Source organism: Streptomyces sp. NBC_01429 (assembly GCF_036231945.1).
In the GTDB taxonomy this organism is placed as follows: Bacteria; Actinomycetota; Actinomycetes; order Streptomycetales; family Streptomycetaceae; genus Streptomyces.
On the sequence record NZ_CP109599.1, the window covers coordinates 5,709,882 to 5,725,887 of the forward strand.

The 16,006-nt window shown below is 71.0% G+C and carries 14 protein-coding genes and 1 other RNA gene; 8 read left to right on the forward strand and 7 right to left on the reverse strand.

Annotated elements, in window-relative coordinates; all coding sequences use genetic code 11:
- Positions 1–60: 60 nt before the first annotated feature.
- Positions 61–1,467, reverse strand: coding sequence for a hypothetical protein (locus OG627_RS25075; RefSeq protein WP_329068704.1), 1,407 nt, complete (start codon positions 1,465–1,467; stop codon positions 61–63).
- Positions 1,468–1,705: 238 nt separating this feature from the next.
- Here OG627_RS25075 and OG627_RS25080 point away from each other — a divergent pair, with 238 nt between their 5' ends.
- The 4 genes from OG627_RS25080 (at position 1,706) to OG627_RS25095 (ending at position 5,929) form a co-directional block, all read left to right on the forward strand.
- Positions 1,706–2,746 (forward strand): ABC transporter substrate-binding protein, encoded by a 1,041-nt coding sequence (locus OG627_RS25080; RefSeq protein WP_329072963.1) that lies wholly within the window; start codon positions 1,706–1,708, stop codon positions 2,744–2,746.
- 270 nt (positions 2,747–3,016) lie between these two features.
- Complete coding sequence (locus OG627_RS25085; protein ID WP_329068706.1) at positions 3,017–3,925, forward strand: Nif3-like dinuclear metal center hexameric protein; 909 nt, start codon at positions 3,017–3,019, stop codon at positions 3,923–3,925.
- The gene (locus tag OG627_RS25090; RefSeq protein WP_329072965.1) at positions 3,922–4,665 is read left to right on the forward strand and encodes a zinc ribbon domain-containing protein; all 744 of its coding nucleotides are present in this window, start codon (positions 3,922–3,924) and stop codon (positions 4,663–4,665) included. The genes OG627_RS25085 and OG627_RS25090 overlap by 4 nt, the downstream gene beginning before the upstream one ends.
- Positions 4,666–4,675: 10 nt before the next feature.
- Complete coding sequence (locus tag OG627_RS25095) at positions 4,676–5,929, forward strand: bifunctional RNase H/acid phosphatase (protein ID WP_329068708.1); 1,254 nt, start codon at positions 4,676–4,678, stop codon at positions 5,927–5,929.
- Positions 5,930–6,019: 90 nt separating this feature from the next.
- Here the strand turns inward: OG627_RS25095 and eda are convergent, their stop codons facing one another.
- Positions 6,020–6,637 (reverse strand): bifunctional 4-hydroxy-2-oxoglutarate aldolase/2-dehydro-3-deoxy-phosphogluconate aldolase, encoded by a 618-nt coding sequence (gene eda / locus OG627_RS25100; protein WP_329068710.1) that lies wholly within the window; start codon positions 6,635–6,637, stop codon positions 6,020–6,022.
- A gap of 79 nt (positions 6,638–6,716) precedes the next feature.
- A complete protein-coding gene (gene yaaA, locus OG627_RS25105; protein WP_329068712.1) occupies positions 6,717–7,523 on the reverse strand; it encodes a peroxide stress protein YaaA in 807 nt (268 codons plus the stop codon).
- Between the two features lie 169 nt (positions 7,524–7,692).
- Here yaaA and rnpB point away from each other — a divergent pair.
- An RNA gene (rnpB, locus tag OG627_RS25110) (RNase P RNA component class A) lies at positions 7,693–8,093 on the forward strand.
- 130 nt (positions 8,094–8,223) lie between these two features.
- Here the strand turns inward: rnpB and OG627_RS25115 are convergent.
- Positions 8,224–9,690 (reverse strand): non-reducing end alpha-L-arabinofuranosidase family hydrolase, encoded by a 1,467-nt coding sequence (locus OG627_RS25115; protein ID WP_329068714.1) that lies wholly within the window; start codon positions 9,688–9,690, stop codon positions 8,224–8,226.
- Positions 9,691–10,363: 673 nt separating this feature from the next.
- Between OG627_RS25115 and OG627_RS25120 the strand changes: the two genes are divergently transcribed.
- Positions 10,364–11,794, forward strand: coding sequence for an endo-1,4-beta-xylanase (locus OG627_RS25120; protein WP_329068716.1), 1,431 nt, complete (start codon positions 10,364–10,366; stop codon positions 11,792–11,794).
- A 76-nt stretch (positions 11,795–11,870) separates the two neighbouring features.
- On the opposite strand, the gene OG627_RS25125 is transcribed toward OG627_RS25120, so the two are convergent.
- Positions 11,871–12,041, reverse strand: coding sequence for a hypothetical protein (locus OG627_RS25125; RefSeq protein WP_329068718.1), 171 nt, complete (start codon positions 12,039–12,041; stop codon positions 11,871–11,873).
- Positions 12,042–12,155: 114 nt separating this feature from the next.
- Between OG627_RS25125 and OG627_RS25130 the strand changes: the two genes are divergently transcribed.
- Complete coding sequence (locus OG627_RS25130; RefSeq protein WP_329073220.1) at positions 12,156–12,347, forward strand: hypothetical protein; 192 nt, start codon at positions 12,156–12,158, stop codon at positions 12,345–12,347.
- A 204-nt stretch (positions 12,348–12,551) separates the two neighbouring features.
- Here the strand turns inward: OG627_RS25130 and OG627_RS25135 are convergent, their stop codons facing one another.
- Positions 12,552–13,127 carry an MmyB family transcriptional regulator gene (locus OG627_RS25135; protein ID WP_329068720.1) on the reverse strand — a complete coding sequence of 192 codons (576 nt, stop codon included), beginning with the start codon at positions 13,125–13,127 and terminating at the stop codon, positions 12,552–12,554.
- Between OG627_RS25135 and OG627_RS25140 the strand changes: the two genes are divergently transcribed.
- Positions 13,110–14,258, forward strand: coding sequence for an SDR family NAD(P)-dependent oxidoreductase (locus OG627_RS25140; RefSeq protein ID WP_329068722.1), 1,149 nt, complete (start codon positions 13,110–13,112; stop codon positions 14,256–14,258). The genes OG627_RS25135 and OG627_RS25140 overlap by 18 nt on opposite strands.
- Here the strand turns inward: OG627_RS25140 and OG627_RS25145 are convergent.
- The gene (locus OG627_RS25145) at positions 14,205–15,719 is read right to left on the reverse strand and encodes a DEAD/DEAH box helicase (RefSeq protein ID WP_329068723.1); all 1,515 of its coding nucleotides are present in this window, start codon (positions 15,717–15,719) and stop codon (positions 14,205–14,207) included. The two genes, OG627_RS25140 and OG627_RS25145, sit on opposite strands and share 54 nt — an antisense overlap.
- Positions 15,720–16,006 lie beyond the last annotated feature (287 nt).

Genomic DNA, 16,006 nt, shown 5'->3' on the forward strand with positions numbered 1-16,006 from the left:
ATCGCTTCTTGTACGTTGCGCGGGGGCCGTCTCTCCGTTACCGCCCTCGCGGCGTCACGGTCACCCGTCCGCGGCCACCGTCACCGGTGCGACTCCTGCCGGTGTGTGCCGAGGCGCGGCCCCCGGGCCGAATTCTAGTATCTCGCGGCCGGTGAGAGGCGCCTGCTGCAACGGCACCGGCCTGCACATCACAGGAGTACGGGGATCGGCGGGCGGTTCCCCGATCGCGCATTCCGGTTGTGCGGATTCTGTGATCACGCCCGGGCAGGGGCCGTCGGCGGGGAGGTGGCCGAGGGGCCCCCGCTCCTGCCCCTGACCCTGACCCTGCCCCGGCTGCCCCGGCTGCCCCGGCTCCCGCACTCGCTCCTGCCCCTGTCCTTGCCCCTGTCCCTGTCCTCGATCCGGTCCGGGAAGCAGCCGCGCCACTCCGCACGGCACCGCCCCCGTCGCGTACGGCAGCCGCAGCACCCCCTCCCGGGTCCACAGCCCCGCCCCCGCCAGCCATCCCTGCGGCGCGGGCCGCTGCGTCATCCGGCGGTCGGCCGGCCGCCACGTCCCCAGCCAACTGCCCGCCGGTCCGTCGATCCGCAGCGCCACCCCGCAGCCCTCCGGCATCAGCACCTGCCCCGGCTGCACGGCGAAGGGCGTCACCGCGCAGTAGTCCGGCGGTCGCAGACACTCGGGGAACCGTACCGGCCGCAGGCTGCCCAGGACGCCCCAGCCCAGCCGGTCGTGGCCCGGCGCGTCCGAGCGGATCAGCAGCAGTCCGCTGTCGGCGTCGGCCAGCAGCAGCCGGTCGTTGCTCTCGTCGGTGATCTGGAGCAGCGGCGTCACCTCGCCGCCGCGCTCCAGATCCACGGCGACCGCCTTGACCACGCCGTCCTGTTCGCGGTCCAGCGCCAGCATCCGTCCCGTACGGTCCAGCCACACGCCGCCCGAGCAGTGGCCCGGCACCTCGGCGACCAGCTCGGGGCCGAAGGCGCCGCCCGCCACCAGCCAGAGCGCGGTGGACCGCTCGCCGCCGACCAGGGCGTACGCGCACCGGCCGTCCGGCGAGGGCGGCAGCATCGTCAGGGCGCGGGGCGCGCACTCGATCGCACCCATGGGCAGCTGACCCGTTCCCGGGCCGGTCGGATAGAGCAGGGAGAAGTCCTGACGGTCCGCTACCCGGCGGCCGATGAGCACCCGTCCGTCGGCCAGCGGCAGCAGATCGGTGCCGGGCTCCTCCGGCTGGTCGAGAGGGAGCGGTACGGCGTAGGGCTCGGGCCCGCCGAGGGTCCACCGCTCGGGATACCAGGCGTCGCCGTTCCCCGTGCCGTCGCCGCCGAGCGTGAGCCGGGCCGCGTAGGAACCGTCCGCGGTGATCGTGAACTCCGTACGCCGTAACCCGTCGTCGCGCCGTACCGCTCCGCCGGTATCCGCTCCTTCGCCGTCCGCCGTAGCCGTCTCGATAGCACAGGCCGTCATCGGTCCGTCACCTCCGGCGACGAAGCTAGTTTTCGTACTCCCTGCCGAACAACACGAGACACCCCACTTCACACATAAGGGTGGCCGCCACAGGATTCGGCTGATAACGCGGGGGCGGGTGTGCTGCCCGCGCGGACGGCGCCTAACGTAAGGGCAACCTAAGTACGTCCTGATCACCCGTGATCACCCCGATCGGCCTCTCCTCAAGGGCCCCAGGAGCACCAAGATGTCTCTCTCCGTGTCCGTGCGACGCCGTGGCACCGCCGCCGTCGTCGCGTTCGTCTCCGCGCTCAGTCTCGCGGCCTGCGGCGCCGGGGACTCCTCCGGCGACGGCTCCGGCGCGTCCGGCGACAGCGGCGGCAAGAAGGCCGCCGTCGCCACCGGGGGCAAGGACTTCGCCGACGCGGCGAAGAAGACGGCGGCGTACGGGACGGACGCCGGACCGGGGCGGTTCCCGCGCACGATCACGCACGCCATGGGGAAGACGGTGCTGGAGAAGCGCCCGGAGCGGGTCGTCGTGCTGGACGTGGGCGAGCTCGACAACGTCGTGTCCCTGGGCGTCGAGCCGGTCGGATACGCCCCGACCGAGGGTGACGCGTCCCTGCCCGGCTACCTGAAGAAGGGCGCGGGCAGCCCCGCGAACGTCGGCACCATCAACAACCTCAACCTCGAAGCCGTCGCGGCCCTCAAGCCCGACCTCATCCTCGGCAGCCAGCTGCGCGCGGCCGACAAGTACAAGGCGCTCTCGGCGATCGCCCCGACGGTCTTCTCCATCCGGCCCGGCTTCACCTGGAAGGAGAACTACCTCCTCAACGCCCAGGCGCTGGACCGCACCGCCGAGGCGAAGGCGCGCCTCGCCGCGTACGACAAGAAGGCCGCCGCGCTCGGCGCCGACCTCGGGCCCGACAAGCCGACCGTGTCGATGGTGCGTTACATGCCGGACCGGCTGCGGCTGTACGCCAAGGCGTCCTTCATCGGCACGATCCTCGAAGACGTCGGCCTGCCGAGGCCCGCGAACCAGCGGGTCGACGACCTCGCCGTGGAGATCAGCCCGGAGCGGATCGACGACGCCGACGCGGACTGGATCTTCACCGGTGTGTACGGCGACCCGGCGAAGACCCAGCGCGACAGCGCGCGTTCGAACCCGCTGTGGAAGAACCTGAAGGCGGTCAGGGCCGGTCACGCGAAGGACGTACCGGACGAGACCTGGTACCTGGGTCTCGGCGTGACGGCGGCGGACCTGGTGCTGGACGATCTGCGGCGCGATCTCGTCAAGTAGGGCCTCTCTCGTCGCGCGGGCCCTTTCCCTTTGCGTGGACTCTTCGTACGGGCCCCTTTGCGCGGGCCCTTCGCACGGGCTCCTTTGCGCGGGCCCCTTCGCACGGACCCCTTCGCACGGACCCCTTCGCACGGGCCGTGCACAGCGGCCCTCCGCCCCCGGGCCGGTGCCGCCCCCGGCCCGCCCGGGGGCGGCCTCCCGCCGATCGCCGCGATGCGGGCCCTCCCGCCCATGGCGGGCCGGGCACGGGCGGCAGGTAGCCTTTGAGGCGTGCCCCCTGTCCCCGCCGTCCCCGCCACGCCGTCCGCCCCCTCCGCGCCCCGGCTGTCCGAGGTCATCGACGCGCTCGACGCCCTCTGGCCGCCCGAGCGGGCCGAACAGTGGGATGCCGTCGGTACGGTCTGCGGCGACCCCGACGCCCCGGTGACCCGGGTGCTGTTCGCCGTCGACCCCGTCCAGGACATCGCCGACGAGGCCCTGAAGCTCGGCGCCCAGCTGATCGTCACCCACCACCCGCTCTATCTGCGCGGTACGACGACGGTCGCGGCCTCCACCTTCAAGGGCCGCGTCGTGCACACCCTCATCCAGCACGGCGTCGCGCTGCACGTCGCGCACACCAACGCCGACTCCGCCGACCCCGGTGTCTCCGACGCCCTCGCCGGCGCGCTCGACCTGCGGGTGCTGGGGCCCCTCGTACCCGACCCCACGGATCCGGCGGGACGGCGCGGCCTCGGCCGGATCTGCGAGCCGCCGTCACCCGTCACCCTCCGGGACTTCGCCGCCCGCGTCGCCCACCGCCTCCCCGCCACCGCGCAGGGCGTACGGATCGCGGGCGACCCGGACGCCCTCGTCCGTACCGTCGCGGTCAGCGGCGGCTCCGGCGACAGCCTCTTCGAACACGTACGTGCGGCGGGCGTGGACGCGTTCCTCACCGCCGACCTGCGCCACCACCCGGTCTCCGAGGCGACCCAGCACAGCCCGCTCGGACTGGTCGACGCCGCGCACTGGGCCACCGAGTGGCCCTGGTGCGAGCAGGCCGCCGCCCAGCTCGACGAGATCTCCGACCGCCACGGGTGGGACCTGCGCGTCCATGTCTCCAGGACGGTCACCGACCCCTGGTCGGCCCACCACGCATCCTCCGTCCCTTCCTCACCTTCCTCTTCAGGAGCCCCCAACTGAACGCCGCGCCCGCCGACCAGATCCGACTCCTCGACGTCCAGGCCCTCGACGTACGACTGTCGCAGCTCGACCACAAGCGCACCTCGCTGCCCGAGCACGCCGAGATCGAGTCCCTCACCAAGGACCTCGCCCAACTGCGCGACCTGCTCGTCGCCTCGCAGACCGAGGAGAGCGACACCGCCCGCGAGCAGACCAAGGCGGAGCAGGACGTCGACCAGGTGCGCCAGCGCGCCGTCCGCGACCAGCAGCGGCTGGACTCCGGCACGGTCACCTCGTCCAAGGACCTGGAGAACCTCCAGCGCGAGATCGTCTCCCTCGCCAAGCGCCAGGGCGACCTGGAGGACGTCGTCCTCGAAGTCATGGAGCGCCGCGAGTCCGCGCAGGAGCGGGTCACCGAGCTGACGGAACGTGTCTCCGCCGTCCAGGCCAAGGCCGACGACGCGGCGGCGCGCCGTGACACCGCCGTCAAGGGGTTCGACGACGAGGCCGCCACCGTGACCAAGGAGCGCGAGCTGGTGGCCGCCTCCGTACCGGCCGATCTGCTCAAGCTGTACGAGAAGCTCCGCGTCAAGGAGGGCGGGGTGGGCGCGGCCCGCCTCTACCAGCGCCGCTGCGAGGGCTGCCGGCTGGAGCTGAACGTCACCGAGCTGAACGACGTCAGGTCGGCCGCCCGGGACACCGTGCTGCGCTGCGAGAACTGCCATCGCATCCTGGTCCGTACCTCCGACTCGGGTCTGTGAGCGGACGCCGATGCCCGATCCCACGTTCGTGGTCGAGGCCGACGGCGGCTCCCGGGGAAACCCGGGACCGGCCGGATACGGCGCTGTCGTACTGGACCCGGTGACCGGTGAACCGCTCGCTGAGGCCGCCGAGTACATCGGGGTCGCCACGAACAACGTCGCCGAGTACAAGGGCCTGATCGCGGGCCTCAAGGCCGCCAGGGCGCTGGACCCGGGCGCGCGGGTACGGGTGCGGATGGACTCCAAGCTCGTCGTCGAGCAGATGTCGGGGCGCTGGAAGATCAAGCACCCGGACATGAGGCCGCTCGCCGCCGAGGCGGCGCGGATCCTGCCGGCGGCGCAGGTCACGTACGAGTGGATCCCCCGCGAGCGGAACAAGCACGCGGACCGGCTGGCCAACGAGGCGATGGACGCGGGCAAGAGGGGCGGGCAGTGGGAGCCGTCGGCGTCCACGGCCGCCCTGGACGCCTCCGCGGCGAGGGCCGCCGGCGCGTCCGGTGTCCCGGCGACGTCGGCCCCGACGGCCGGAGCGCCTTCCGTGTCCGAGCCCTCCGAGCACGCAGCGCCCGCCACGCCCCCCGCACCCGCCGTGGGCGGGACCGAGACCGAGTCGGCCGGCTGGGGTTCCTCCGCCGACCTCGGCGCGCCCACCACCTTCGTCCTGCTGCGGCACGGCGAGACGGCGCTCACCCCGTCGAAGCGCTTCTCCGGCAGCGGCGGCACCGACCCCGAACTGTCGGCGATCGGCCGCGGGCAGGCCGAGGCGGTCGCCGCCGCGATGGCCGCGCGCGGCACGATCCAGGACATCGTCTCCTCCCCGCTGAAGCGCTGCCGCGAGACGGCCGGGGCCGTGGCGGCGAGGCTCGGCCTGGAGGTGGTGATCGAGGAAGGGCTGCGCGAGACGGACTTCGGCGCCTGGGAGGGGATGTCCTTCGCCGAGGTGCGCGAGCGCTACCCGGACGACGTGAACGCCTGGCTCGCCTCGCCCTCCGTCGCGCCGACCGGCGGCGGTGAGAGCTTCGAGACCGTCGGCCGCCGGGTGGCGCGGGCCCGCGACCAGCTGCTGGAGCGCTACCGGGGCCGGACGGTCCTGCTGGTCACGCACGTCACCCCGGTGAAGGAGCTGGTACGGCTGGCCCTGGGCGCGCCGCCCGAGTCGCTGTTCCGGATGGAGCTGTCGGCGGCCTCGGTGTCGGTCGTGGCGTACTACGCGGACGGCAACGCGTCGTTGCGGCTGCTGAACGAGACGTCCGCGCTGCGCTGAACGAGGCGTCCCAACTGCGCTGACGGCGGCGGCTGTCCGGGATCCGGCACCGGATCCCGGACAGCCCCTCGAAGATGGTGGGGGACGGGCCTACTCGCGCAGCGCCGACGCCTCGCGCGCCAGCGACTCGACCCGCGCCCAGTCCTTCGCCGCCAGCGCCTCCGGCGGCAGCATCCACGTACCGCCGACGCAGCCCACGTTCGGGAGCGACAGGTAGGATGGGGCCTTCGCCGCCGAAATGCCGCCCGTGGGGCAGAACCGGGCCGCGGGCAGCGGGCCGGCCAGGGACTTGAGATAGGCGGGGCCGCCCGCCGCCTCCGCCGGGAAGAACTTCAGCTCCGTCACCCCGCGCTCCAGCAGCGCCACGACCTCCGACGTCGTCGACACCCCGGGCAGGAACGGTACGCCGCTGTCGCGCATCGCCGTCAGCAGCGTGTCCGTCCAGCCGGGGCTGACCAGGAAGCGCGCGCCCGCCGTCACCGCGTCGGTCACCGCGTCGGGCGTGAGCACCGTCCCCGCGCCGACCACCGCCTCCGGCACCTCGGCGGCGATGGCGCGGATCGCGTCCAGCGCGGCCGGCGTCCGCAGCGTCACCTCGATCGCGGGCAGCCCGCCGGCGACCAGCGCGCGGGCGAGGGGAGCGGCGTCGGCCGCGTCATCGAGGACGACGACGGGAATCACGGGGGCGAGGTCCAGCACGGAGGTCATGGCGCACATCCTGCCGGGCGAAGGCAGGGTGCGCAATGCCCGTTGCGCACAGTGCAACGCGGGTGATCGGCGTGGGTGATCAGTGCAGCTCCGAGACCACCACGTCCAGCGCCCAGGGCCGGTCCGCCCGCCCCGGATCCCGCGCCTCGACCGTGTACCCCAGCTCCCGTACCGCCTCGACCAGCTCCGCCGGGCGGCGCGGCGCGACACCTGCCGTCAGCAGCTCCCGTACCAGCCGGCCCTTCGTCGCCTTGTTGAAGTGGCTGACCACCGACCGCTTCTCCGCCCCGGTCGCCGGGTCGATCCGCGCGTGCAGCACCCGTACCGTCGCCGTACGCCCGGCCAGCTCGCCCTTCGGCTTCCACGCCGCCGCGTACGCGGCCGAGCGCAGGTCCAGCACCGTCCCCCCGCCCGCCGCCTCCGGCAGCACCGACTCCATCGACGCGCGCCAGTGGGCGCCGAGCGCCCCGAGCCCCGGCAGCTTGACCCCCATCGAGCAGCGGTACGACGGGATCCGGTCGCCCACCCGCACCGCGCCCCACAGCCCGGAGAAGACCAGCAGCGACGCCCCCGCCCGGCGGCGCGCCGCTGCGTCGAGGCCCGCCAGGTCCAGCGCGTCGTACAGCACGCCGGTGTAGATCTCCCCGGCCGTCCGCGTGCCCGCCGTGCGCAGCTCCACGTTCTTGGCGATCTCGCCCCGCAGTCCCTCGCTCAGCCCGAGCACCTGCCGCGCCTTCTCCTCGTCGGCCGCGCACAGCTCGACGAGTTCGTCCAGCACGGCGGCCCTGGCCCCGGCCAGCCCCGGCAGCGACAGCGACTCGGGCTTCAACGGCGCACCCCGCCCGGAAGGAGCCTTGCCTTCGGACGGCGGCAGCAGGACGAGCACGGTGGTTCTCCTCGTACGACGCGATGGGGGCGCCGGGGCCGCGGGGGGCGGCACCGGCCGCGGGGGCCACGAAAAACCGCCCCGCGGCCAGGTTAGGCGACCGGCGGGCCCCCACCGGCCCGAGGCGTCCGGGCCCGCCCGCGCCGGGTAACATGACGACCACGGCAGACGAGCCGGGCGGACGGCCGCGTCAAGATCTTCGATCTTGCCGAGGAACGTCCGGGCTCCACACGGCAGGGTGGTGGGTAACGCCCACCCGGGGTGACCCGCGGGACAGTGCCACAGAAAACAGACCGCCGGGGATTTCGGTCCCCGGTAAGGGTGAAACGGTGGTGTAAGAGACCACCAGCGTCCGAGGTGACTCGGTCGGCTAGGTAAACCCCACCCGGAGCAAGGTCAAGAGGGGCCGTCGCGAGACGGCCCTGCGCGGACGTTCGAGGGCTGCCCGCCCGAGTCCGCGGGTAGACCGCACGAGGCCGGTGGCAACGCCGGCCCTAGATGGATGGCCGTCTCCCCGGCCGCCGCGAGGCAGCCGGGCGACAGAACCCGGCGTACAGCCCGACTCGTCTGCCGCCACTAGCGGTTTTGCTTGAGGGAAGGGCCTCCGACCTTCGTCGGAGGCCCTTCCTGATCTTTCGGTGGCTTACTGCTTTGGGTAGCCGGTCCGGCTCCACACCGGAGCCGGACCCGTGTCATGTCCTCAGCGTTGCAGTGTCAGGAGACCCGGACGGTAGGGCAGGAGTGGGTAGTCGCCGCCGGAGTTGGGGTTGCGGCCCTGGTAGAGCAGCTGGAGGTTGCAGGGGTCGACGGTCATGGTCTGATCGGGGCTGGTGCGGATCAGTTCGCCGTGGCTGATGTCGTTGGTCCAGTTGGCGCCGCTGTTGGCCTTGCCCGCGAAGGGGTTGTTCTCGGTCGTGGCCTGGGGCGTCCACGAGCCGTTCAGGCTCGTGGCCGTGAACGAGCGGAAGTAGCGGCCCTGCGAGCCGATCGCCTCGACGATCATGAGGTAGCGGTTCTGGCCCTGAAGCTTGTAGACCTGCGGGGCCTCGAACAGGTTGTTCGTCGTGTCGCTCATGACCACGGTCGAGGTCGTGCCGAAGCTGCCCGGGAAGTTCCCGATCGGCATACTGGCCCGGTAGATCTTGCCGTTGTCGCCGGCGAAGAACAGGTACATGTTCGTCCCGTCACCGATGAGCGTCTGGTCGATCGGTCCTGTTCCGGAGCCGGAGATGCTTCCGGAGAAGAGCACCTGCTGGGACGACCAGCCATTCGGGTTGGTGGGGTCGCTCGACGTCCGGTAGGAGAAGGCGGTCCCGCCCCACTGGTAGGCGAGCACCCAGATGTTCTTCGGCGCGAAGTAGAAGAGCGTGGGCGCGACGGTGGGAGTCGACATCGTGTTCTGGCTTGCCGAGGCCATCTCCGACCAGTTGGTGAACAGGCCGAAGTTCATCGAACCCCAACTCGTCCCCGTGTCGTGCGTCGTCGCGTAGACGAGTTGCTTGCCGTTGTAGGGGACGACGGTGAAGTCCTTGAGCGAGACCCACCCCTGTTTGGGCTGCGCCAGCACGCCCGTTGATGTCCAGCGGTATGTCGACGGAAGGTCGCACGGGCCGGAGTTGTCGCCGCCGGCCTTGACGAGCTGCCACTGCTGGTTGGTGCCGCCCCAGTCGTCGTACTGGACGATGTTCGCGCTGTCGGTGGTTGAGGCGCCCTGTACTTCGAGGGCCTTGTTGCTGTGGCGCGAGATGAGCCTCACGTAGCCGTCCGAGCTGTCGGCCAGCCGCCACTGCTGGTTGGTGGCGTTCAGGTCGGTCCACTGGACGATCGAGCCGCCGTTCGCTGTGGACCAGTTGTGGACGTCCAGCACCTTGCCCGAGAGACGGGACTTGATGCGGTAGTAGCCGCCCCCGGCATCGACGAACTGCCACTGCTGCTGGTTCTGATCGTTCCTGGTCCACTGGGTGATGCGGGCGCCCTCGTCGGTCGCCATGTTGTAGACGTCCAGGGCCTTGCCGCTGTTGCGGTTGACCAGCACATACGAGGCGTTGGGGTCTACGGTCGCCGCGCCGGCGGGCTGGGCACCGAGGAAGGTGGCCACAAGGAGCAAAGGCGCGAGGACGGCGAATAAGCGTCTTGTGCGGACCGGGGACGGGGGGTGAAACCACATCAGGGGCCTCCTTCGGGGGCGGGGACGGGGACGACGGGGGCGAGGCGACCGCGATGAACCGCGGAGCGGCCGTGCCGGGGCACAGGAATCTGTTTCGAAAAAGTTTCGGATAGTTCTCGGTTCTTTGACGCCACAAGCTAGGAATGCGGGGCCCTCCGGTCAAGGCCTGTCGCCGATCTGTCTACAAACAGCGCCTCCCCTTGGGGCTCGGCAAGCTACGCGCTGACCGGAAAACCCCCTGAAAACTCGTCCTGGCCGCGGCTCTACGGAGCCGCCGACGGCGACGCCGAGGGTCGTTGTCCGGCTCGGCGGGATTCAGAAATTTTCGGGCCCGGAACCGAAACTTCTTCTGCGCGGTGTATTGACGACCCATCGTCAACGCCTCAATCATCTCTGTCTGAGACACCGGCCATAGTTCGACATTTCGAACGACGTTGGTCCTGCGCCACCCCGTTTCGTTCCGGTGAGGATCGCACCAGGGCATCCCGGCTCTTCGCACCGTGGGAGAGGCGCGCGACGCCGCGTGGCGGTCCCCCGGCTGAGCCGCGATGGAGGACCGGTGAATTCCTGCTGCTCGGGTTCCGGCCCGCTCCATCCGTCTGCCGCGCCGGAGCGGACGACGCGTTTCCCCGCGCTCGATCCCTTCCGTGATTCCTATCCTGGAGGCACCGTCATGGGCTTGTACGCCCTTCCCGGAACCCTTGTCCGCCGGAAGATCAGAGGTCCGCTGGTGGCGCTGGTCGTCGGCGTTCTCGGTGCGACCGCCGCACTGGGCGCGCCGCCGACCGCACAGGCCGCCGAGAGCACGCTGGGCGCCGCGGCGGCGCAGAGCGGACGTTACTTCGGCACCGCCATCGCCTCGGGCAGGCTGGGTGACTCGGCTTACACGACGATCGCGGGCCGTGAGTTCAACTCGGTGACGGCCGAGAACGAGATGAAGATCGACGCCACCGAACCGCAGCGGGGCCAGTTCAACTTCACCGCCGCCGACCGCGTCTACAACTGGGCGGTGCAGAACGGCAAGAAGGTGCGCGGTCACACGCTGGCCTGGTACTCCCAGCAGCCCGGCTGGATGCAGAGCCTCAGCGGCAGCACGCTGCGCCAGGCGATGAACGACCACATCAACGGCGTGATGGGCCACTACAAGGGCAAGATCGACCAGTGGGACGTCGTGAACGAGGCATTCGCCGACGGCAGCTCGGGAGCCCGGCGGGACTCCAACCTCCAGCGCACCGGCAACGACTGGATCGAGGTCGCCTTCCGCACCGCGCGCGCCGCCGACCCGGCCGCCAAGCTCTGCTACAACGACTACAACGTCGAGGACTGGACCTGGGCCAAGACCCAGGCCATGTACGCCATGGTCCGGGACTTCAAGCAGCGCGGCGTGCCGATCGACTGCGTCGGCTTCCAGTCGCACTTCAACAGCGGCAGCCCGTACAACAGCAACTTCCGCACCACCCTGCAGAGCTTCGCCGCCCTCGGGGTCGACGTGGCCATCACCGAACTCGACATCCAGGGCGCCTCGGCCGCGACCTACACCAGCGTGACCAACGACTGCCTGGCCGTCCCGCGCTGTCTCGGCATCACCGTCTGGGGTGTGCGAGACAGCGACTCCTGGCGAGCGGAGCAGACGCCGCTGCTGTTCAACAGTGACGGCAGCAAGAAGGCCGCCTACACCGCCGTCCTCAACGCGCTCAACGGCGGCACCACCACGCCCCCTTCGGACGCCGGAGCGGTCAAGGGCGTCGGTTCGGGCCGCTGCCTCGACGTGCCCGGCTCCAGCACCGCCGACGGCACCCAGCTCAACCTGTGGGACTGCCGCGGCGCGACCAACCAGCAGTGGACCTATACCGCCGCCGGTGAGCTCAGGGTCTACGGCGACAAGTGCCTGGACGCCGCCGGTACCGGCAACGGCACCAAGGTCCAGATCTACAGCTGCTGGGGCGCCGACAACCAGAAATGGCGCCTCAACTCCGACGGATCCATCGTCGGCGTCCAGTCCGGTCTCTGCCTCGACGCCGTCGGGGCCGGCACCGCCAACGGCACCCTGATCCAGCTCTACTCCTGCTCGAACGGCAGCAACCAACGCTGGACCCGCACCTGATCAAACCCACCACACAGACAAGGGCGAACCGAAGGAAATCCACGCCGCGGTGCCCCCATACCCCGCCACGAACACATCACCGGCGGTCACAGGTCACCGCGGTGAATCCGGCGCCCGCCGAGGCGGCGGCGGTGGAGGTGCGGGACGCCTCCACCGCCGTCGGCGGCGACCTCGTCCCGTACGCCCCCCCCACCCGGCCTTCAGCCGCACCGTCATAGGCGACCACGACGAGGACGTCGGCGTTCATTTCCTGGTCACTTCATATCCTCCTTCATTTGACCCAGGATTCTCATGCGTTACTCACGCGCCGTTGGTTGCGTATCGATGCCGGCCGGTCCGGCTCGTACGACGAAGGAGGCGCATGGTGTCGCGACCAGAAGCGGTGGCCGCATTGCGGAAGGCCCCGGACCCATCGGTCCCGGGGGAGTCGGCCCAGGAGGGTGAGCAACCGCTCCATGTGGCCAGCAGGCTGCACGCGTTCAACCGGTTCGAGCTGAAGTATCTCGTCCCGGTCGAGCAGGCCGCCGAAATCCGGGAATCGCGCCGCGGCTGACGCCGCGGTCGCGGGCGAGGGCGGCGACGGAGCGGCCGTCGAGGTACGCGGTGCGCACGGCGGTGGTGCTGTCGGCCGCCACGGCGGGGCGGCGTCCGCCCTCGCTGCCCCTTGGCCTCCGCGGGCCCGCAGCCCGTCGTAGGTCAGCTCGCGCTGGAGGTCGCGCCCGCCCGACACGAGGAACGAGCGCGCGGCCGCCGGCGGTTACCGCCGCTGCGGCGGTATGTCGACCCGCTCACCAACGCGTTGGCCGGACCGACCCGAGTCCCACCAGGAGCCGGGGCCGGCTGGCTGTTCCACACCCAGGTCACCGGCGCCGGGCGTGCTGTTGGGGGTGGGTGGGTCAGGTGTGGTGGGGGGGGCGAAGAGCATGACCCAGTGGTCGTTCTCGGGGTCGTGGAGCATTTCGCTGTCGAACGCGAGCGGGCCCTTTGTCGGGTGATTGACGTGTTTCATCGCGGAACTCCAGGTCCCGATCTCCCCCTTCTGCCAGTGGCGGTCGAACTCGGGCTTGGTTGTCGAGAGTTCGCGGAACAGGGAGCGGAGATACTCGTCCTCCGAGTAGTGGCTGAGTGCTTTGCGGAGTTCGGCGGTGGCCACCCGGGCCAGTTGTTCGGCCCCTTCGTTCCCGAGTACTTTGTCGAGTCCCGTCGCGGTGAAGGCCTGGTAGGCGATGTTGCGGCCGTAGGGTCCGTCGTCGAAGAGGGGCCCGAACAGGTCCGCGGCGGCGGTGTTGAAGGCGAGCATGTCGAGCCGGCCGTCGTGGATGGTGACCGGCATGACGTCGTTCAGGCCGTCGAGCAGCTGCTGGAGGCCGCGCGGGACGTCCTCAGACGCCGCCCCGACACCCACCTGGTCGTTCTCGGACGGGCCTCCTCCGCCGCCGGGACACTGCCGGGCCTGCGGGAGATCTCCCCACACGTCTCACACGTCGACATCGATCTGGCGGGCAAGGCCAGCGTCGCCGCAGCCGGCGCGCGCCTGGAAGACCTCCTCGACTCCGGCGCCCTGCCTCCGCTGCGGGGCCTGGTCCTCAACGCGGGTGTGCACCTGTCCAGCGCGTTGGAGGCCACGGTCGACGGCTACGAGCGGACCTTCGCCGTGAACGTCATGTCCACCCACCAGCTCCTGCGGCAACTCCACCCCCACCTTCACCCGCCGGCCCGCATCGTCGTCACGGTCAGCGACGCCCACTTCGGCGACCTCCGACACACCGGAGGCAGCATGCCCTCGCCCCGGTGGGCCATCCCGGACATCTCCCAACCCGGAGCGTTCAACCGCTCCGGGAACGTCCGAGCCGGCCGCCGTGCCTACGTCACCAGCAAACTTGGCGGCATATACCTGGTCCACGAGTGGTCCCGCCGCCTGCCCGAAGGCGTCGACATCATCGCCTACAACCCCAGCCTCGTCATCGGAACCGGACTCGCCCGGGAAACCGGCGGCGCGTTCCCCTTCCTGATGCGGAGAATCGTCCCGGTACTGGCGGCCACACCCTTGGTGGACACCCCCGCCCCCGCGGGCAGGAAACTCGCCGACGCCATCCTCGGCGCCACCCCCGCCCCGACCGGCGCCTACATCCACCGAACAAAGCCATGCCGTCTTCGACCGAGTCCTACAACTCCGACCGCGAACACGCCCTCTGGAACTGGCTGGAACAACTCCCACGGGAACAGACCCCACGAACAACCAACTGACAAACCGACAAGGCCCGGCTCTCATACGGCTACGGCCGGGTGGCGAGCAGCCCTGGCCGTAGCCGTACGGTCACCCTCGTCACAGACCTGCGGTCCGGCCGTGTCCTTGGCGCCCCGTCCGCACGTGGGCGGCCCTCACCGGGTGGGGTTCCTGAACAAGGGTTCAGGCCACCGCGTCGAAGGAGGACTGCCGCACGATCGTGCGCCGGGCAGCTGAGGCCGAGCTGCGCCGGCCGCGGGAGGCGGTGCTGCGGCCGCGCTCACGCCGCGCGGCCACCGGCGCGGTGATCGTCACAGGAATGCCGGAGGGCGTCCGGGCGCCGGTGATCCGGCTGAGTGCCTCTTCCCCGGAGCGGACCGGCGTGGTCCGGGGCACGATGCCGGCGGCCGCCATCAGGCGGGTCATGTCACGGCGCTGGTTGGGGGTGACCAGGGTGACGACACTGCCGGACTCGCCGGCCCGCGCCGTACGCCCGCCGCGGTGGAGGTAGTCCTTGTGGTCGGTCGGCGGGTCGACGTTGACGACGAGGTCGAGGTTGTCGACGTGGATGCCGCGTGCCGCGACGTTCGTCGCGACGAGCACGGTGACGTGCCCGGTCTTGAACTGGGCCAGAGTGCGGGTGCGCTGCGGCTGCGACTTACCGCCGTGCAGGGCTGCGGCCCGGACGCCGCAGTTCAGCAGATCCTGCGTCAGCCGGTCGACGGCGTGCTTGGTGTCCAGGAACATGATCACCCGGCCCTCGCGCGCCGCGATCTCGGTCGTCGTCCGGTGCTTGTCGGCGCCATGGACGTGCAGCACGTGGTGCTCCATCGTGGTGACCGCGCCCGCGGACGGGTCGACGGAGTGGACGACCGGGTCGGTCAGGTAGCGGCGGACCAGGAGGTCGACGTTGCGGTCGAGGGTGGCGGAGAACAGCATCCGCTGCCCCTCGGGGCGAACCTGGTCCAGGAGCGCGGTGACCTGGGGCATGAAACCCATGTCGGCCATCTGATCGGCCTCGTCCAGGACCGTGATCGCGACCTGGTCCAGCCGGCAGTCACCGCGGTCGATGAGGTCCTTGAGGCGGCCCGGAGTCGCGACGACGACCTCGGCCCCGCCGCGCAGCGCACTGGCCTGCCTGCCGATCGGCATTCCGCCGACGACGGTGGCCAGGCGCAGCTTCACCGAACGGGCGTAGGGGGTGAGCGCGTCGGTCACCTGCTGCGCCAGCTCACGCGTCGGTACGAGGACCAGGGCCAGCGGCTGGTGGGCCTCGGCGCGTTGTCCGGCTGTGCGGGCCAGCAGGGCCAGGCCGAAGGCGAGGGTCTTGCCGGAGCCGGTGCGCCCGCGACCGAGGACGTCGCGGCCCGCGAGGGTGTTGGGCAGGGTCGCGCCCTGGATCGGGAACGGGACGCTCACGCCTTGCGCCTTGAGCGCGGCAAGCAGCTGCTCGGGCATGTCGAGGTCGGCGAACGCCTCGACGGCGGGCAGCGCGGGAGTGATCGTCTTCGGCGGGGCGAACTCGCCCTGCACCGCTGCGGGCCGCCTGCCGTAGCCGCCCGAGCGGCGCGGGCCCCCGGAACGGCTCGGGGCGGGCGAGCCGACGCGGCTGCCCCGGCCCGAACCGGAGCCGGAGCCGAAAGCAGGGCCGCCGGTACGGCTGCGGGAGGAGCGGTTGTTCGTACGTGTGGGGTTCATTCAGAACCTTCCTTGATACGGCACGTACCAAGGAATTCCCGCAGCGGAAGAGCAGCGCGGGGAATCACAAGAACGGGCCGAATGAATGCGGAAATGAAAGCGAATCCGACCTGCGGTGAATCCGGTGCGGGTGCGGGAACGGAAATAGGTGGCGCCATGCGGACGTGAAGTCCAGGACGCCTATGGGTGCAGCTTCGAAGAGGCCCGCATCCCTGGAGAAGGGTCTGTGGGCGGTGGTTTTCCCCACAGGCGAACCCTCTGCGGGAAATTCCCGTAGCTGGGGCCCG